Source organism: Sinorhizobium glycinis (assembly GCF_001651865.1).
GTDB classification, from domain to species: Bacteria; Pseudomonadota; Alphaproteobacteria; order Rhizobiales; family Rhizobiaceae; genus Sinorhizobium; species Sinorhizobium glycinis.
In genome coordinates this window covers 151985-170273 of the sequence record NZ_LPUX01000067.1, presented here as the reverse complement: position 1 = coordinate 170273, position 18289 = coordinate 151985, and the positions used below count along the sequence as shown (strand labels likewise).

Annotated in this window: 19 protein-coding genes and 3 pseudogenes; 14 read left to right on the top strand and 8 right to left on the bottom strand. The window is 61.2% G+C overall.

Annotation, left to right across the window (positions count from 1 at the left end; translation table 11 throughout):
- Position 1: 1 nt before the first annotated feature.
- Positions 2-418 carry a hypothetical protein gene (locus tag AU381_RS25740; protein WP_244520140.1) on the bottom strand — a complete coding sequence of 139 codons (417 nt, stop codon included), beginning with the start codon at positions 416-418 and terminating at the stop codon, positions 2-4.
- 122 nt (positions 419-540) lie between these two features.
- Here AU381_RS25740 and AU381_RS25735 point away from each other — a divergent pair, with 122 nt between their 5' ends.
- Entirely contained in the window at positions 541-762 is a 222-nt protein-coding gene (locus AU381_RS25735) for a heavy-metal-associated domain-containing protein (protein ID WP_064244428.1), read from the top strand.
- A gap of 136 nt (positions 763-898) precedes the next feature.
- Here the strand turns inward: AU381_RS25735 and AU381_RS25730 are convergent, their stop codons facing one another.
- Positions 899-1417, bottom strand: a complete 519-nt coding sequence (locus tag AU381_RS25730) for a hypothetical protein (protein ID WP_064244427.1) — start codon at positions 1415-1417, stop codon at positions 899-901.
- A 57-nt stretch (positions 1418-1474) separates the two neighbouring features.
- Between AU381_RS25730 and AU381_RS25725 the strand changes: the two genes are divergently transcribed.
- From AU381_RS25725 to AU381_RS25690, 8 genes and pseudogenes are all read left to right on the top strand, one after another.
- Positions 1475-2032, top strand: coding sequence for a Crp/Fnr family transcriptional regulator (locus AU381_RS25725; RefSeq protein WP_064244426.1), 558 nt, complete (start codon positions 1475-1477; stop codon positions 2030-2032).
- A 55-nt stretch (positions 2033-2087) separates the two neighbouring features.
- Positions 2088-2150 (top strand): annotated as a pseudogene (locus AU381_RS31295) (hypothetical protein); the annotation flags it as partial.
- 101 nt (positions 2151-2251) lie between these two features.
- A pseudogene (locus tag AU381_RS29195) lies at positions 2252-3250 on the top strand (FAD-dependent monooxygenase); the annotation flags it as partial.
- 103 nt (positions 3251-3353) lie between these two features.
- A complete protein-coding gene (locus AU381_RS25710; protein WP_064244556.1) occupies positions 3354-5837 on the top strand; it encodes a heavy metal translocating P-type ATPase in 2484 nt (827 codons plus the stop codon).
- A 59-nt stretch (positions 5838-5896) separates the two neighbouring features.
- Positions 5897-6333, top strand: a pseudogene (gene cueR / locus AU381_RS25705) (Cu(I)-responsive transcriptional regulator).
- 393 nt (positions 6334-6726) lie between these two features.
- Positions 6727-7122 carry a hypothetical protein gene (locus tag AU381_RS25695; RefSeq protein ID WP_156528664.1) on the top strand — a complete coding sequence of 132 codons (396 nt, stop codon included), beginning with the start codon at positions 6727-6729 and terminating at the stop codon, positions 7120-7122.
- A 64-nt stretch (positions 7123-7186) separates the two neighbouring features.
- Entirely contained in the window at positions 7187-7375 is a 189-nt protein-coding gene (locus tag AU381_RS29185; protein WP_156528663.1) for a hypothetical protein, read from the top strand.
- Positions 7372-7881 carry a hypothetical protein gene (locus AU381_RS25690; protein ID WP_064244421.1) on the top strand — a complete coding sequence of 170 codons (510 nt, stop codon included), beginning with the start codon at positions 7372-7374 and terminating at the stop codon, positions 7879-7881. Before AU381_RS29185 ends, AU381_RS25690 begins: the two co-directional genes overlap by 4 nt.
- Before the next feature lie 4 nt (positions 7882-7885).
- Here AU381_RS25690 and AU381_RS25685 read toward each other — a convergent pair whose 3' ends face one another.
- Positions 7886-9106 carry an acyltransferase family protein gene (locus tag AU381_RS25685; RefSeq protein ID WP_064244420.1) on the bottom strand — a complete coding sequence of 407 codons (1221 nt, stop codon included), beginning with the start codon at positions 9104-9106 and terminating at the stop codon, positions 7886-7888.
- A gap of 198 nt (positions 9107-9304) precedes the next feature.
- Positions 9305-9814, bottom strand: a complete 510-nt coding sequence (locus tag AU381_RS25680; protein WP_244520153.1) for a cytochrome c — start codon at positions 9812-9814, stop codon at positions 9305-9307.
- A 673-nt stretch (positions 9815-10487) separates the two neighbouring features.
- Here AU381_RS25680 and AU381_RS25675 point away from each other — a divergent pair.
- The gene (locus tag AU381_RS25675; protein WP_064244418.1) at positions 10488-12716 is read left to right on the top strand and encodes a copper-transporting P-type ATPase; all 2229 of its coding nucleotides are present in this window, start codon (positions 10488-10490) and stop codon (positions 12714-12716) included.
- 64 nt (positions 12717-12780) lie between these two features.
- Here AU381_RS25675 and AU381_RS25670 read toward each other — a convergent pair whose 3' ends face one another.
- The 4 genes from AU381_RS25670 to AU381_RS25655 form a co-directional block, all read right to left on the bottom strand.
- Complete coding sequence (locus AU381_RS25670; RefSeq protein ID WP_064244417.1) at positions 12781-13116, bottom strand: four-helix bundle copper-binding protein; 336 nt, start codon at positions 13114-13116, stop codon at positions 12781-12783.
- Positions 13117-13146: 30 nt separating this feature from the next.
- A complete protein-coding gene (gene copM, locus AU381_RS25665) occupies positions 13147-13566 on the bottom strand; it encodes a CopM family metallochaperone (protein ID WP_064244416.1) in 420 nt (139 codons plus the stop codon).
- Positions 13567-13606: 40 nt separating this feature from the next.
- Positions 13607-13930 (bottom strand): hypothetical protein, encoded by a 324-nt coding sequence (locus AU381_RS25660; protein ID WP_064244415.1) that lies wholly within the window; start codon positions 13928-13930, stop codon positions 13607-13609.
- Between the two features lie 70 nt (positions 13931-14000).
- Positions 14001-14453 carry a YqaA family protein gene (locus AU381_RS25655; RefSeq protein WP_064244414.1) on the bottom strand — a complete coding sequence of 151 codons (453 nt, stop codon included), beginning with the start codon at positions 14451-14453 and terminating at the stop codon, positions 14001-14003.
- 285 nt (positions 14454-14738) lie between these two features.
- Between AU381_RS25655 and AU381_RS25650 the strand changes: the two genes are divergently transcribed.
- The 4 genes from AU381_RS25650 to AU381_RS25635 all read left to right on the top strand — a co-directional run bounded on the left by AU381_RS25650 (position 14739) and on the right by AU381_RS25635 (position 18281).
- A complete protein-coding gene (locus AU381_RS25650) occupies positions 14739-15137 on the top strand; it encodes a hypothetical protein (RefSeq protein WP_082910365.1) in 399 nt (132 codons plus the stop codon).
- A gap of 92 nt (positions 15138-15229) precedes the next feature.
- Positions 15230-15457, top strand: coding sequence for a hypothetical protein (locus AU381_RS25645; RefSeq protein ID WP_064244413.1), 228 nt, complete (start codon positions 15230-15232; stop codon positions 15455-15457).
- Positions 15454-16917 (top strand): TolC family protein, encoded by a 1464-nt coding sequence (locus AU381_RS25640; protein ID WP_064244412.1) that lies wholly within the window; start codon positions 15454-15456, stop codon positions 16915-16917. The genes AU381_RS25645 and AU381_RS25640 overlap by 4 nt, the downstream gene beginning before the upstream one ends.
- A 14-nt stretch (positions 16918-16931) precedes the next feature.
- Positions 16932-18281: a multicopper oxidase family protein gene (locus AU381_RS25635; protein ID WP_064244411.1), complete on the top strand. Its 1350-nt coding sequence runs from the start codon at positions 16932-16934 to the stop codon at positions 18279-18281.
- Positions 18282-18289 lie beyond the last annotated feature (8 nt).

Sequence of the window (18289 nt, the reverse complement as noted above, 5' to 3'; positions counted from 1 at the left end):
ATCAGGCCCGTGGAGGTCTGGGGGGCGGCTCGACGGTGGCCGAGGGCAGATGGGCTTCCTGCAGGAACCCATGCGACAGGCTGCGCGTTGCGAGGCGCATGCGCCAGCCGTCGGCCCTGTTCTCATCGGCCAGAATGGTCGACGAGCATATCAGCGCCAGAGGACATGTTTTCCCGCAGTCCTTTTGCGCCTGTTGCTCCTCCGGGCAGCCGGACATGTCGTCGACATCATCCATCCCCGGCATCGAAGCCATCTGCATGTCCGAAGAAAGGGCCATGGCGCTGGCGGCCGCGCTCACGCTCACCGGACCGAACATGATCCCGAGCAACGCGAACGCGAAAAGAAGACGCCTGAGCACAACCATGGCAATCATGGCGCATAAGCTGGCATAGACCGGGGTCGATTGGAAGACTGTCACGAAAAGTTGCGACGGACCGCCGCAGTCACCACCGCCGACGCAGAAATTTAAAACAGGCCTCTTGACCTTACCATTGTTGGAAGCCCCACCTTGAGGCAGTCAAATCAAACGGGAGACTTCCGATGTACCATCTCAACGTATCCGACATGACCTGCGGCCACTGCGTGAGCGCGGTCGAGAAGGCTGTGAAATCAGTCGATCCGGACGCCAAGGTCGCCGTCAATCTCGAGGCACAAACGGCGTCGATCGACTCTCGGATCGGCTCGGACGCCTTCATCGCCGCGATCGAAGCTGCTGGCTACAGGGCTTCGTTCAAGAAATCCTGCTGCAGCCACGTCGCCTGATTCTGCGGCCGCCGTCACGAGCACGCGCCGTTGCGACGGCGCGTGCTGTTCGCGAATTTTGATGGAAAGGTAACGGCGGGATCGTAACAAGCGAATCCGGTTTAGAGAAGCGCCTCTCAGGATCGATGCGCCTTGACTAGCGTCCGTACCCCCGCAGCTCGTTGTACCGCTTGTTCTGGTGTTCGTCCAACACACGGAACATCTCCAGGTGCGCGGCAAGATGGATGTAGCGCAGGCTGGAGCGGCTCAGTTCAATCCCGCGAAGCCGATCTCGAAGGCTGTCGCGGTCGAGAGATCGTTCGCGAAATCCGACCTCCAGCAACGCTTCCTCTGCGATCAGTCGTTTCCCCTCGGCAATGGCTTCGTGCCGCATCTTTTCAAAGATATTCCGGGTTACGGCCTCCTGATCGGCCGTCAATCCAAGCTCGCGCTTCATCTTCAGAACATGAGAGGGCCCCGGCATGCCGTTCAGCTCGGCCGCCTTCGCCAGCCCCCACCCTCGTCCATTTTGCAATTCGGATACATCATCCGGGGACAGACTCTTGATCTCGCGCATCTGCTGTCCGGCATAGTGCGAAGAATGAACGTGTTCTTCGTTGGCCGCGGCGGGCAATGACAGAAGGAAGACGAGGATTGCAGGGATCAGAGATTTCATGGTTCACCACTAGCTGTTGCGAGAACGCCAGCTTGCCAGGGGGCGAACTCGAGTGACATGATAGCTATCATGTCGGAGCAAATAGTCGCCCATCTTCGGCCCAAGGCCGTCGCCGAAAAATCCTTCGCAAAAGGCGAGTACCTGTTTCACCGGGACGACCCCGTGCGGAAGTTGTTCCTTGTGACAAGCGGGTGCGTGAACCTCGTGCGCCACCAAGCGGACGGAAGCCCGGCAGTGCTGCAGCGCTCGACACCCGGCACAGTACTGGCCGAGGCGTCCGTGTTTTCGCAGCGGTACCATTGCGACGCCGTCGCTGCGATGGCGACGCAGGCGTTGCTCGTACCCGTTGTTGAGGTCAGGCGGCTGCTGGAACGCGACCTCAGCTTCGCGGCGAAATGGATCGCGCATCTTTCGCACGAGCTTCAAAGCGCAAGAAAGCGATCCGAGATCGCTTCCTTGAGAACGGTCGGTGCTCGTCTCGATGCCTGGACTGCATGGAACGACGTCGCACTTCCGACACTGGGTGAGTGGAAAGGTCTGGCCGACGAAATCGGCGTTTCTCCTGAGGCCCTGTACCGCGAGCTTTCAAAACGCAGGCGCTCCGGCACGCTCTAGGAACATTCGGTCGCGCAGGGAGTTGGCCCGACCTGGGAAAAGGAAGGGCTACGACATGCGCGCAACGATTGTTGGGGCGGGCATTGCCGGATTGGCAGCGGCGCACGGTCTACGGCTCCTTGGTTGGGACGTGGCGGTTTATGAACAGGCGGAGAAGCTCGCGCCGCTCGGAGCCGGTCTCAGCCTCAGCGCACGCTTCGTGCCCTCCGTGCGCTTGGTCTCTACGAGGCGGTCGTTGCCGAGGCGCAGCCGATACGCCGGCTCGATCTCCTGGACCACAGGGGAAATGTGCTCCAAACCACGGACTTCGATGAATTCAGCCGCCGTTACGGTCATCTCGCGATGGCTGTGCTCCATCGAGGCGATCTCCACAAGGCGCTTCTTTCCAAGCTTCAGGATGTAATCATCCGTACGGGAATGGAGTGCGTCGGCGCTCGCGAAGCTGGAGATCGGATCGTGCTCCACTTTGCGAATGGCGATGCTGTCGAGGCTGATTTCGTCCTCGCCTGCGACGGCATTCACTCTGCGGTGCGCAAGGCACTGTTTCCGGAGGGACGCGAGCATTTTGCCCGCTACACCTGCTGGCGCGCCATTTCGCCGGGCGTGCCACGCGGGATGGATCCTGCCCGGCTTAGCGAGAGCTGGGGAGCGAGCAAGCGGTTCGGCCTCGCCGCCATCCCGGGCGACAGAGTCTACTGGTTTGCCTGCTGCGGCGCTGAGAGGACCGATGATCCCGCACTGGCCAGGCTGGATCTTGAGGGCATTAAGGCCTTCTTTGCAGATTTTCACGAGCCGATCCCGGAAGTGCTCGCTCGCACGCCTCCGGCCTCGTTGATCTGGACAGACATTCTCGACCTCAATCCGATGTCTTCGTTCACGCGAGGCAAGGTCGTGCTGCTTGGGGATGCGGCCCATGCGGTGACTCCCGACCTTGGCCAAGGAGCTGGTCTCGCCATCGAGGATGCTGCCGTGCTTGCCGCGTTGCTCGCACGCCTTCCAAGCGAGCGGGCGTTGCGCGAATACGACGCCCGCCGTGTCGTTCGGGCGCGCCGGATAGCGATCGAGTCCCGCCTCTATGCACGGGTGGCGCAATGGCGCAATCCCCTCGTCGTCCCGCTTCGCAATTTCATAGTCAGCAGCATCCCGGAGCGCTTCATGGACCGGCAGCTCGATGCCGTCCTCGACATCGCATTCGACCCCATCCGCACAGCGGCCTAGCGTGCCCCCCCGGCACAGCGGCAAGATTTCTCACAACTGCCCTTGACCTTACCATTGTTGGAAGGATTATCTGATAGTGCAGTTGCAATTGGGATCGCTCCAGATGACTGCATTTACCCAGATTGAGAAGTCCACCTCTCTTCCCGTTGCCACCGACTTCGGCATCGAAGGCATGACGTGTGCCTCATGCGTGCGGCGCGTGGAAAAGGCGATTGCGGCGGTGGCCGGCGTCGCCTCGGCAAACGTCAATCTGGCCACAGAGCGGGCGACCGTTCAGTTCACGGGAACGCCGGACACAAAGGCCGTCCTTCGCGCGATCGAGAAAGCCGGCTACGGGTCCAAGGTCGAAACCCGGGAGCTCGATGTCGAAGGCATGACCTGCGCCTCGTGCGTTTCTCGTGTCGAAAAGGCCTTGAGGGCCGTTTCGGGCGTTACGGATGCGTCGGTGAATCTTGCAACGGAGAGGGCCACCGTTCGGCTGGTGTCCGGTGCGGCTGACGTCGCCGCGCTCGAGGCTGCGGTTCGAGATGCCGGATATGCGGTCCGCAAGGCGGCCGTCACCGAGACAGCGGAGGACGCCGAAGACCACCGCACCGTGGAAATCCGCACACTCAAGATCCTGGTGATATTCTCAGCGCTGCTGACCCTGCCTCTTTTTCTGGTCGAAATGGGTTCTCACTTCCTGCCGGGCGTCCACGAACTGATCATGGACACCATCGGCATGCGCGACAACCTGTATATCCAGTTTGCACTGGCGAGCGTGGTCCTGTTCGGACCGGGACTGCGCTTCTTCACGAAGGGCGTGCCGAACCTCCTGCGTTGGACGCCCAACATGAACTCGTTGGTGGTGCTCGGGACGACTGCAGCCTGGGGCTACTCCGTCGTTGCGACCTTCGCCCCCGGCATTCTGCCCTCCGGAACGGCGAATGTTTACTACGAGGCGGCAGCCGTCATCGTCACGCTGATCCTGCTCGGTCGTTACCTGGAGGCGCGGGCGAAGGGCCGGACCAGCCAAGCGATCAAACGGCTGATTGGGCTGCAGCCGAAAACCGCTTTCGTCTCTCATGGCGGCGAGTTCGTCGAGATCCAGATCAGCGACGTGGTGGCCGGTGACATCATTCGCATCCGGCCCGGCGAGAAGATCCCGGTCGACGGCGCAGTCCTCGAAGGCAGTTCCTATGTCGACGAATCCATGATCACCGGAGAGCCGGCCCCCGTACAGAAGGCCGCGGAGAGCGAGGTGGTCGGCGGTACCATCAACAAGACCGGATCGTTCACCTTCAAGGCGACCAAGGTCGGCAGCGACACTCTGCTTGCTCAGATCATCAAGATGGTCGAAGCAGCGCAAGGATCGAAGCTGCCGATCCAAGCGCTGGTCGACAAGGTGACGGGATGGTTCGTTCCCGCGGTAATCCTCGCGGCGATGGTGACCTTCGGTGCCTGGTACGCGTTCGGCCCCTCGCCCGCGCTTTCGTTCGCGCTAGTGAACGCGGTTGCCGTCCTGATTATCGCCTGCCCCTGCGCCATGGGCCTGGCAACGCCGACATCAATCATGGTCGGCACGGGGCGCGCCGCCGAGCTCGGCATCCTTTTCCGCAAGGGCGAAGCGCTGCAGAGCCTGCGGGAGGCCGATGTCGTCGCGCTCGACAAGACCGGCACCCTGACGAAAGGGCGCCCGGAGCTGACAGACCTCATTGTCAGCGATGGGTTCGATGCAGACGAGGTTCTCTCGTTCGTCGCGAGCCTTGAAGCGCTTTCGGAACATCCGATCGCGGAAGCGATCGTGTCGGCGGCAAAGTCCAAGGGTGTTGCGGTCGTCCCCGTGACTGACTTCGAAGCCACTCCGGGCTTCGGTGTTCGGGGGAATGTCTCTGGTTTGGAAGTTCTCGTAGGCGCGGATCGTGCATTGGCCAAGAGCGGGATCGTTATCAGCGCTTTTGCCCAGGAGGCGGAGAGGCTTGGAAACAGCGGCAAGTCACCGCTCTATGCGGCGATCGGCGGGCGGCTGGCGGCGATCATCGCCGTCTCCGATCCGATCAAGGAAACCACTCCTCAGGCAATCAAGGCCTTGCACGGGCTTGGCCTCAAGGTGGCGATGATTACTGGCGACAACCGCCGCGCCGCCGAGGCAATCGCCCGGCAGCTCGGCATCGACGAAGTCGTCGCGGAAGTGCTTCCGGACGGGAAGGTCGAGGCGATTAAAAAGCTGCGGCACGACGACCGCAGGGTTGCCTTCATCGGCGACGGCATCAACGACGCCCCGGCGCTCACCGAGGCCGACGTCGGCATTGCCGTCGGCACGGGCACAGACATCGCGATTGAAAGCGCCGACATCGTCTTGATGTCGGGAGACCTGAACGGCGTGCCGAAGGCGATCGCGCTCAGCAAGGCGACGATGCGCAATATCAAGCAGAACCTGTTCTGGGCGTTCGCCTACAACGTCAGCCTCATTCCCGTCGCGGCGGGAGTTCTTTACCCCGTGAACGGCACCCTGCTCTCGCCGATCTTCGCGGCGGCGGCGATGGCGATGTCGAGCGTCTTCGTTCTCGGCAACGCGTTGCGGCTGAAGTCCGTCAACCCCGCCTGAGCACATTGGGGCGTCCAACCCCGCGGTCGGACGCCCGAACGGCAAACAAGGAGAAACACATGAACATAGGCCAAGTTTCCAAGGCCAGCGGCGTCTCCTCGAAGATGATCCGCTACTACGAGCAGATCGGCCTGATCAGGCCCGCTCTTCGGACGGCGTCCAGCTATCGGACTTACGGCGACAACGATATTCATACCCTCCGGTTCGTACGCCGGGCACGCGATCTCGGTTTTTCGGTGGAACAGATCAAGGAACTGCTTGCCCTTTGGCGGGATCGCTCCAGAGCCAGCGCGGACGTCAAGGCCGTCGCTCTGGAGCACGTCGCCGAACTGGAGCGCAAGATTGCCGCGATCCAGGAAATGACGAGAACGCTCAAGCATTTCGCCAGCCACTGCCACGGCGACGACCGCCCGGAGTGCCCGATCATCGAAGAGATCGCGAACGGCTCCGGAAGGAGCGACCGGACGTCAATACCCGGTTCGGCGTCGCATCGTAAAAATGACCGGCTTCTCGATCCAGGCATCAGATGTACCTTGACCTTCTAACCGTTGTAAGCCGTAGCATTGGGGCACGTGCATCGGAGACTTCTCCCATGACAATGCAGGGCGATAAGCTGGAACGAGATATCCTCCTGCTGTTTAAGCGAGCCTGTCGACAACACAGGCTGGATGTTGCCGAACATCTGCTATGTGCGCTTGAAGCAGCCCAGGAAAAGTCGGCAGATCAGAAGCGCTTGCGGGAAGCATATTTGGTCCTCGGCCAAACAACCCGGTGAGCTCCGGCTCGTGGCCAAGTTCTGGAGGCCGCCTCGACCACTGCTTACTTCGATCTTTGTCCAGAGACGAGAGCCGCGTATAATATTTCAGGTGAATGTCTGGGTTTGATGCTGATGGGATTCAAGCTAGCGTCCGGCGAGAGGCAGAAAGGCTTTCTTGCCGCAGCGCCCGTTCTTGGCGCGGCGCTCTTGCCGAAGGTCGTCTGCGCGGCGTGCTGGCCTGCCTATACGGCTGCCCTTGGAGCTGCCGGGATAGAGTTCTTCGACTACACGCCTTACATCATTCCTCTTACCTCCTTCGCCCTGGTTGTGGCCCTCGGTTCCTTGACCCTTCTGGCTTGGAGACGCCAGAGGGTAGTGCCCATTATCTTGGGCGTCGCAGCGGCGATGGCCATCATAATCGGCAAGTTCATACTCGAATCCGACCTCATGCTCTATGCCGGTTTAGGAACGCTCATGATCACATCGCTCTTTCCCTGGCGGTCGAAAGTCCCCTCGTGTTGCGCATAATCCGGGCAACAGCCGCCATTCTGGCGGTCTGTCCGTACATGGCAAAGGCGGGAGGCGAATGACGATGGCAGATCAGTCCCCTTATCCCGGCATGCCAGGCTGGGTGAAAATATCCGGAACAATCCTCGGCGTGCTGATTTTGCTGGCCGTCATTCTGATGGTGACCGGCATCGGTGGTCCCCATGGACCGGGCCGCCACCTATCACCTGCTGATACGGGGAGCCAGATGCCTTCTGCAGGTGATCGCCCTTGATGATGCCGCCACGCCTGCGCAAGATCACGCTCATTGCCCACATTGTCTCTTCCGTCGGGTCGCTTGGTGCGGTCGTCGGGTTCCTTTCTCTCGCCATCGCCGGACTCTCCACCGAGAGCGATCAGGTGATGCGGAGCGTCTATGTTGCCGCGGAGCTCGTCGCGCGTTCGGTCATAGTCCCCCTGGTTTTCGCCTCCCTGGTGACGGGGCTCGTCCAGTCGCTGGGCACGACATGGGGCCTGTTCAGGCACTATTGGGTCCTGGCGAAGCTTCTGCTGACCATTTTCACCGCGGTCGTCCTGATGCTCCAGATGAGTGGGATAACGCACCTCGCCGCCGTGGCGGCCGACCCAGCGTTCTCCAGCACTGATATTCCCGGCCTGAGACGGTCGCTGGTCGTGCATGCCGCTGGCGGCCTCGTCGTGCTTCTCGTCACGACGACGCTGTCGGTGCTGAAGCCTCACGGGTTGACGAGATACGGGTGGCGGAGGTTGCATCGCCAATAGTAGATCATGCTCGTTCGCTCCGAGCGAGAACGCGATCCCGAAGGAGGAGGAAGGTCCTCTCTACGCAAAACCAGAGCACACTTGCTACAGCAAAGCTGGTTGCCAGATAGATCAGGAAGCCAAAACCGCCCTGAAGGCTTTCTTCTCCGAAGATAAGCGTGTCGAGATGGAAGACCGACTTGTGGGTCAGATACAGACTGTACGACAAGGTGGCGACGGTAACGGCACCCGGAATCGGCCACCGTCTTAAGACCTGCTCGAGGTCGAGCATAGCGCCGAAAATAAGAGCGATACCGATCGAGATGAGCGGGAATCCGGCGACCGCACCAAGCTGCGCCTGAAAAACGAGGAAGAGATTGGTTCCTTCAAGTGGACCGCGAATTGAGAACAGCACAATCGCGGCTGTGACGAGCGCAACGCCCGTCGGCAGGGCAACACGCGGAGGCGCGTACCGCTTGCAGAGATCCGGACTGTAGAATCTCGCCGCAGCAAGGACCACGCCGAACATCAGGCCGTCCAGGCGAGTGTATGTCGGGTAATATACGTCCCTGAGATATACGGCGAACGCATCCCTTAGCTTGTTGGCGTCTACGAGGACGCCGACCTGGGTTTCCCAAATCGTGTACCGAAGGATCATTCCGGCAATCACCATGGCAGCAGCGACCAGAAGCGCCCAACCCGTGCTGATCCGACGATGCAAGAGGAGGACGACCAGCGGCAGAACTAGATAGAAATGTTCCTCGACGCAAAGCGACCATGCCTGCGAGAAGGCTCTGCCGATGCGCGGATCGAAATCGAAGTTCACCGTAAACGTCGCGAAGCTCCAGACCGATTGCATCGTCGCAGCGTCTCGAAGCACGGGGAAGATGGCATAGAGGCCGAGAACAACGAAAAACGCCGGGAAAATACGAAAGGCACGGCGGAGATAGAAGGATTTCAGGTTCACACCTCCGGTCCGCGCGGCTTCTTTGAAGAGTTGGGTCCCGATCAGAAACCCGCTCAAGACAAAGAAAATGTCGACGCCCAGCCACGCATAGGTCCGGATGTCAACAAGCAGGGACGGCGTCGCCTCGATCGGGAGATGCACGAGCATGACGAGAAGGATCGCCAATGACCGCAGAACATCGGGGCCAACCGCTCTGGATTGCACTTTCTCCGTGGTTCGGGATGAGAGGCTTCGCGCAGTTGGAAATAAGGCGGAATCTGAACTGGCAATGGTGTTCATTGCGACGATCCGTGGCTGTGTCTGAAAGGATTGGGACACGCCTAAGACGTGTAATGAAAGTTTTAGCTTTCTTTTTTCAAATCGGAATAGGCGGCCTCAAAACGACAAAATTAACCTAAATTTTGCGTAAACTCCGAAGTGAGACGCAGCGGTTTTGCATCGGGGATGCATCTGTCTCAAGTGGCTGGTGGGAGGGCACTAGTTGTTTTCGACCCGATACTTGGCATGGCACGACGTGCAGGTCTGCAGCATTAAATGAAAGGCATGCTCGGCGGGCATCGAGGCCGCCTCTCTTGCTAGATCAACCTTCTTTGCCAGAGGCCCTCCCCCGACGGCCGCATCTCCTGCTTGCATCCGCATGCCGGGACCGAGCGTGTCCGGATTCTGGTCGGCGGCGGAAGATAGCGCGGCTGCATAGGCAGCAAGGTCGAGGGCCAGCTTGTCAAATTTCTGCCGGTCTGTCTCGATGCTCGCGCTGGCTTTTGACCCCGGCGCTGTGATTGAACCGTCGAACAAGGACGACAAGGCGGTACCCGAGGTGGAGCGGATGGTTTCCGCCGCTCCTTTGAACCTTTTGGCATCATAGGGCGACGAGCCTTTGAACATGGCATTGATGCTCTTGGCCGCTTCTGCCATCGCCTTCATGTCCTGCTGCCGCTGCGCAACCTTGGGCGGAAGCGATTGCGCTGCCTCCACGAAGATCGGCATGGCCAAGACGGCTATCGAGAGCATAAGAGCTGATAGCCTCGAAACGTCCGCATTCAACCGCATGTCCACTGCCCGACCGATTTGATCAATGTCAACGCCACTCTAGCAACAGTGCGGCAGTGTGCTTGAATGCTGGATGAAGGTTCGAGCACATGATCGCCGCAAGACAGACCGTTCGAAGATGTGCGGGAGAATTGCTGGCTGTTTTGGTCGCAATTATGTTCCTCTCCGCCCCGTTGGCCGTGGCAGGCAGCGCAAGTTGTTCCAGCCATGCTGAAGACGTTGAGCATACGGCCTCACAGACTCTGGATCGTCCGGCCGATAAGTCATCGATCACCAGCAGGCCTGCTGCGTCGGCCCGTGCAACGTGCCATGTCGTGCTCCCCGCGTCAGTGCCCTTCGATCTGGGGTGGGCTTCCAATTCACGGCAAACCTTCGAGCCGCCACCATCGATGTTGGGCCTTGTCGATCCGCCCGCCCTTGGCCCTCCCCGATCATAGGTAATCGGAGCGTCTTCCGCTCCAGCGGATGATCGTCGGTCGCCTTTGATCCGAATGGCGGCCATCTCGCGCCGCTCCGCCTACCACTGAGCCTTCTTACGCTCTCTCGTAGTTGGCACGGCGAGCGCTAGTTTTCCTGGGTAAGAGACGGGCCCTCACGGAGGCAAATTCCGATGGAAGATAAGAAAGACCCTGGTGGTCATCATCACCATCATCACCGCTACCAACAGGCCTCGCACCGCGAGGCTCACGCCACTGACGAAAAGCGCGCTGTTCTCGATCAGGCCGAAGGCGTGATCTACACCTGCCCCATGCACCCCCAGGTAAGGCAGATCGGCCCGGGAAACTGCCCGATCTGCGGGATGGCGCTTGAGCCGGAAGTTGTGACTGCTGAAACGGGACCGAGCCCAGAACTCGTCGACATGAGGCGTAGGTTCTGGATCGGGCTGATTCTGACGATACCTGTGCTGGCGCTGGAGATGGGCGGCCACGTCGTCGATCTGCATATGCTGCTCGACGCCAAAACATCCAACTGGCTGCAACTCGTCTTCGCGACTCCGGTCGTCCTGTGGGCGGGCGCGCCATTTTTTGACCGCGCCTGGCGGTCCATCGTCACGCGGCACCTCAACATGTTCACCCTCATCGCGATGGGCACCGGCGTCGCCTGGATCTACAGCGTTGTCGCCACCGTCTTTCCCGGTCTGTTTCCGGCGACATTCCGTTCCGCCGAGGGAGCGGTCCCAATCTACTTCGAGGCGGCCGCAGTCATCACCGTGCTTGTCTTGCTCGGACAGGTTCTGGAGCTGCGAGCCCGTGAACAGACGGGGGGCGCGATACGCGCGCTTCTCGACCTGGCGCCGAAGACGGCCCGGCGAATCCGCGGCGACGGGAACGACGAAGACGTCCCGCTCGAAGCCGTTGCGGTCGGCGATCGGCTGCGCGTGCGGCCGGGGGAACGGGTCCCCGTCGACGGCACGCTCGTGGAAGGCCGCAGCTCGGTCGATGAATCGATGATCACCGGAGAATCCATGCCCGTCACCAAGGAGGTCGGTGCGAACCTGATCGGTGGGACGATGAACAAGACGGGCGGCTTCGTCATGGAGGCTGGCAAGGTGGGGCGCGACACCATGCTGTCGCGGATCGTGCAAATGGTGGCCGAAGCCCAGCGCTCGCGCGCTCCGATCCAGCGCCTCGCCGACGAGGTTTCCGGCTGGTTCGTTCCCGCGGTCATTGCCGTTGCCATACTCGCCTTCGCCGTGTGGATGTGGGTAGGACCGGAACCGCGTTTCACTCACGGCCTTGTGGCCGCGGTGGCGGTGCTCATCATCGCCTGTCCTTGCGCTCTCGGACTCGCCACGCCGATGTCGATCATGGTCGGTGTCGGCCGCGGCGCAGGCCTGGGCGTGCTGATCAAGAACGCGGAGGCGTTGGAGCGCTTCGAGAAGGTCGACACGCTCGTGGTCGACAAGACCGGGACGCTGACCGAGGGCAAGCCCAAGGTGACGTCGATCGACACGACGGAGGGACTGACGGAGAACGAGCTGCTTCGATTGGCAGCCACCCTGGAACGAGCCAGCGAGCATCCGCTCGCGGCCGCCATCGTCGAAGCCGCGACCGAACGCGGCTTATCCCTCGGCAATGCGGAAAACTTCGACAGCCCGGTCGGCAAAGGCGTCATCGGTTCCGTCGACGGGCGCAAGCTGATCATCGGCAGCCACCGGATCATGGAGGAGTCCGGCGTCGATGTGTCGGCCTTGGCGAAGGAGGCCGAGGCGCTGCGTGGCGAAGGAGCGACCGTCATCTTCGTGGCCATCGACGGGCGCGTCAGCGGCCTGTTCGGGATTTCCGATCCGATCAAGGCGACGACGCCCGAGGCCGTGCAAACATTGATGAACGAAGGCGTCCGCGTGGTCATGCTGACCGGGGACAACAAGACCACAGCCATTGCCGTCGCACGCAAGCTCGGCATCAACGAGGTCGAGGCGGAGGTGCTTCCTGATCACAAGAGCGAGATCGTCGCCCGGTTGCGCGGGGAAGGCCGGATCGTCGCAATGGCGGGAGACGGCGTCAATGACGCCCCGGCGCTGGCGGCGGCTGACGTCGGCATTGCGATGGATACGGGAACGGACGTGGCGATCGAGAGCGCCGGCGTAACGCTCCTCAAGGGCGATCTCCAGGGAATCGCGCGTGCAAGGCAGCTAAGCCATGCCACTATGAAGAACATCCGGCAGAACCTGTTCTTCGCGTTCATCTACAACGCTGCGGGAGTCCCGGTCGCAGCCGGCGTGCTGTATCCGGCGTTGGGGCTTCTTCTGTCGCCGATCATCGCGGCGGCGGCGATGGCGCTGTCGTCGGTGAGCGTTATTGCCAATTCGCTCAGATTGAGGGGCGTCCGCATATAGCGGTGTGCGGGGCAGCGAGAAGTGTAGCGCGGGGGTGGGTTGCAGCACCCCCGCGCGTCCCCACTCAGGCTGCCATTTTCAGGCAGCTATCGGCGCAACGGCGGCAGGCGTCGACGCAGGACTGCATGTCGCCGATCCGTTCGCAGTCGTCCGCACATTGGCTGCATATCTCGGCGCACTCCCGGCACACATGCATGTGGTGCTCCGAACCCACGAGCATGAAATGCGCGGAGGTCCTGCAGATCTCGGCGCACACTGTGACCAGCCTGAAATGCTCCGGCTTCGTGTGCTCGCCGCCGGTTTCGAGGCAGTGACCCATGGCAGTCGATACGCACTCGCGATAGCACGCGAGGCACTCGTCTATACAGGCCTTCATTTCGGGTGATTGATGATTATGCATGGCAATCTCCTTTCGGCGAAATCTGGAGGATCACTTGGCGTGTTCCTTGACCCAACTGGTCATCTCCTCGATCTCCTTCTTCTGAGCATCGATGATCTTCTGAGCCATCGACTTCGCCTGCTGGTCGTCACCATGTTTCAGTTCGACTTCCGACATGCTGATCGCGCCCATATGGTGGGCGATCATTCCGCAGACGAAGGAAACATCTGGGTCTTTCGCCATCATTCCCTGCATCATGGCCGGGTGCATTTTCTGCATCCCCTCCATCATCGCCTTCTGATGCTCGGCCATTTGCCCCATCGGCATTTCTGGCATTTTCATGTCGCCACTGGCGGACATCTCAGACTTGCATGCGTCGGGCATTGCCATCTGTGCCGACGCTGCCGCTGCCGCCAGAAGGATGATTGGCGTGGCCGCTGCTGCGACCGCGAATTTAACTACGGTTTTCATGGCATTCTCCTGTGAAATCGAGAGTGGTTCGTGGCTCGTTTCAGGAGAGCTGGAGCTTTGGCGGATGATGGATCGTCCGGACCAGCAGGAACGCGGTCGGTTCGTTCAGATGCGGCGTCGCGATCCGCACCTTTGCACGCCTGTTCTCGCGAAGCGGCTCCGCGGCAATCGGGCAGCACTGTGTCTTCGTACAGCAGGTTCCTGGCTGAAGTGATATCGGCGTTCCGTGGTCGGCCTCCGAAATCGTCGGACAATCATGGGAAGCGCCCACATAGTCGGCCAGCGCCGTGCCGTGGAGGTTCAGCACCATGACGCACAGGACCGCAATTCGGATCAAGCGGCAAGCTGTTCTCAGAACGCGCATGAGAGGGCGATTCCTTCCGCCCCCAAGCGCGTCCTTCGGAAGAATGTTCCCCGCCTCTTAGTTGTAGTCGTCAGAAGCCGAGGCCTTCGATCGTCCCCAGCGTGGCCGCCGCGAGTACGACGTATCGGCTCGCTTTTGCGAGCGTGACGAGTACGACGAACGACCACAGGGGTTCTCGCAGAACTCCCGCAATGACCGTCAAGGCATCGCCGAACAGGGGCATCCAGGACAGAAGGAGAGACCAGCGGCCATAGCGCCGATACCAAGCGCTGGCCCCTTTCAGCGAGGCCTCCTTCACCGGGAACCATGGCCTGTCGTGGAAACGATCGATGAAGCGCCCGAGAACCCAGTTGCATACGGCTCCGAGAATATTGCCGACGCTCGCCACAACGACAAGTCCCAGGAGCGAGAACCGGCCTGAAGCGATCAGGCCGACCAGCAGCGGCTCGGATTGGAACGGCAGGATGGTCGCCGCCCCAAAGGCGACGAGGAAAAGGCTGACGTAAGCCGCTACGCTGGTCATTCGTTCGAGTCCCCTCTCTGGGCAAACCGTCGATCGCCCACGGCAAACTGGCCCGCCTGGTACTCCTGAACAAGCGTTTATTGATCAATGCGTTAGCCGTCTTTGCTCTTTTCGGTGCAGATTTTTTGAAAGGGGCTCTTGACCCTACCACGATGGGAAGCCCTACAACCCTCGTTAGACGCCGCTCCGGTGAAAGCCCGGTTGCTGCGCCATATAATCGACGCGAATCATCTGATAGATGCGGTCGGCAATTGACAACCTCTGGACTGCTGGTAGTCCTCGGACATGAGCAAGATGTACCGAATCACATTGCAAAAGGTGCTGGTTCTGCTCCGCCTGGTGATCGTCGTGTCACTGGCGGGATACTCCTTGCCTACCGCCTCCGCCGCGATGCATGGGTCGTGGTCCAGTCCGGACATGGTGCAGCCTCATGATCACCAGGTTCAGGCCGATGATCATCATGTGGGCAGCAATGACCATGCGCATGGCGATCACGCGCCCTTGCAGGACGATACGGCGCAAAAGAGCAAGCCGGAATGCTGCAGCAGCTTCTGTGTCAGCATGGCCATCGTGACCGGCAGCATCCCCGTCAGCGGCCCACGCGTGGCTTTTCTCCGCGAATTCATCGACGACGCCCATATCGTTGGCGAACTCCCGCCGCTCCACCGTCCGCCGAATATCTGAATAGGTTTACACCCGTTCTACGGGTCGAACCCGAGCGTTTGCGGGCGTGATCTGCTCGGAGCGCCGATGCAATCTCCTATTTGGATAACACCATGAAACTGCTTATTCTGGTGGCCGCCCTCCCGCTTTTCGCAAGCGGATGCGCCGCCACATTGCCTCCCGATGTCATTGCCACGGGCGACCTCGCCGCCTCCCAGGCTCAGGTCCGGCCCCTCAGATATACGAGCCCGGTTTCGGGTTACACCCACCGCGTTCCGGTCGATCCCCAGCCGTGGCGCAATCAGAACGGCGCGCAGACTCCGGAAGGAGGCGCGTCATGATCAGAGCCGCTGTCAAACTGGCTGCGGCCTTCGCCCTGCCGCTTGTGCTCGGCGGCTGTGTGTCCGCCAGTGAATATGCAGCGAAAAACGCTGGCTTCTCCTCGATCGAGGCGAAGACGGCCGAAGCTGCGGGCAAGCAGACGGTCTGGGTACAGAACCAGCAGCAGGCACGTGTCGTCTCCGACCGCGTGAAGACGCTGATGGCGAAGAAGACCGTCGATGTGGAAACCGCCGTGCAGGTGGCGCTGCTGAACAACAAGGGCTTGCAGGCGGCCTATGCGGACCTCGGCGACTCGGCGGCCGACGCCTGGCAGTCGACGATGCTCGTCAATCCGACCGTTTCCCTCGGAGTCACCGGTATCGGCGCGCCGGGGCTGGAAGCCTTCAGGTCGGTCGAAGGCATGATCGCCAACAATATTCTCGCGCTTGCCACCCGAGACCGGAATATCGCCATCGCCGATACCGAATTCCGCAGGGCGCAATTGAATGCGGCGCTTCGTACGCTACAGCTAGCGTCAGACACACGCCGTGCCTGGATCAATGCGGTAGCCGCCTGGGAAACCGTAGCCCAGCTCAACCAGGCGCAGGCCGCGGCCGACGCAGCCTCTGAACTTGCACAGGAACTCGGCAAGAGCGGCGCGCTCACGAAAGAAGGTCAAGCCCGCGAGCATGTGTTCTATGCCGAACTGGCGGGACAGTCGGCAAAGGCGCGGCTGGAGGCGCGGCTCGCCAAGGAAGAGCTGACGCGGCTGATGGGGCTCTGGGGCTCGGGCATCGACTATCAGGTTCCGAACCGCTTGCCGTCCTTGCCGAAGGGTCTGATGAAGCGCGACCTGATCGAGGCGGAAGCGTTGCAGCGCCGCGTCGATCTGCAGGTGGCGAAGCTCGGTCTCGATGCGACGGCCAAGTCCTACAAGCTCACCGAAGCGACCCGCTACGTCACAGACCTCGAGCTTCTCGCCGGTTTCGAGACGGAACGGGAGAAGGAGGAAGGCGAGGTCGAGACCGAGACGACGGGACAGGCAGAACTGGAGTTCGTTATTCCCATCTTCGACAGCGGCAGGGCACGCATGCGCAAGGCGGAACTCGCCTACATGCGCTCGGCGAACCTGCTGGCGGAGAAGGCCGTCAACGTCCGCTCCGAGGCCCGCTCCGCCTATCAGGCCTACCGCGCGAACTACGACATCGCCCGGCACTACCGCAACAGCGTCGTGCCACTGCGCACCAAGATCGAGGAAGAATCCCTCCTCACCTACAACGCGATGATCACCAATACCTTCGAGCTGCTCGCCGACAGCCGCGAGAAGGTCAATGCGAAGCTGCTTGCCGTCAACGCCAAGCGCGACTTCTGGCTGGCCGAGGCCAATCTCGCCCCCGCGATATATGGCGGCGGCGCGAGCGCGGCTGCCGGCGAGACGGAAGTCGCGGCGGCGGCCGAAAGCGGCGGTGGCGGACACTGAGAAAGGAACAGATCATGTTCAACAGAAGACAATTGCTCGGCGCGAGCGCCGCACTGGTGTCGACCGCCGCCTGGGCGAAGACCTCCAACATGGGCCTGCCGGAGGCGGCGGTGATGGAAACGGCGGAGACGCAGCCGCCCCTCAAGCCGACGTCCGGCCCGGACTACAATCCCGTCGTCACCCTCAACGGCTGGACACTGCCCTACCGGATGAACAACGGCGTCAAGGAATTCCACCTCGTCGCCGAACCAGTCGAGCGCGAGATGGCGGAAGGCATGACCGCCTATCTCTGGGGCTATAACGGCCAGTCGCCGGGTCCGACCATCGAGGCGGTCGAAGGCGACCGGGTGCGCGTCTTCGTCACCAACAAGCTGCCGGAGCACACGACGATCCACTGGCACGGCATGATCCTGCCATCCGGCATGGACGGTGTCGGCGGCCTGACGCAGCCGCATATCCCGGTCGGCAAGACCTTTGTCTACGAATTCGATCTCGTGAAATCCGGCACCTTCATGTACCACCCGCATTCCGACGAAATGGTGCAGATGGCGATGGGCATGATGGGCTTCTTCGTCGTCCATCCCAAGGACCCGAAGTTCATGCCCGTGGACCGCGACTTCGTCTTCCTGCTCAACGCCTACGACATCGACCCCGGTTCCTATGTCCCGCGCATCATGGAGATGACCGACTTCAACATGTGGTGCTGGAACAGCCGCGTGTTTCCGGACATCAGCCCGCTCGTCGTCTCCAAGAACGACAGGGTGCGCGTCCGGGTCGGCAATCTGACGATGACCAACCATCCGATCCACATGCACGGCTACGACTTCGAGGTCACCTGCACCGACGGCGGCTGGGTTCGGCCGGAGGCGCGATGGCCGGAAGTCAGCATCGATATCCCCGTGGGGGCGATGCGAGCCTACGAGTTCGACGCCAAATACGCGGGCGACTGGGCGATCCATTGCCATAAGTCGCACCACACGATGAACGCCATGGGGCACGACATCCCGACCTTCATCGGCGTCGACAAATCGAAGGTCGCCGAGAAGATCAAGAAGCTTCGCCCGGAATACATGCCGATGGGGACCAAAGGCATGGCTGACATGGGCGAGATGGAAATGGAAATCCCGGAAAACACCATCCCGATGATGACCGGCTGGGGTCCGCACGGACCAATCGAGATGGGCGGCATGTTCTCCGTCGTCAAGGTGCGCGAGGGCATCTCGGCAGGCGATTACGCCGATCCCGGCTGGTACGAAAACCCGCCCGGAACCCAGGCCTGGGAGTGGACGGGCGAGGTTCCCGACGCGCCGAAAGCCAAGGACGCCAAGACTCAGATCATGCCGAAACATGGAAACCACGGCTGATCCCGCAT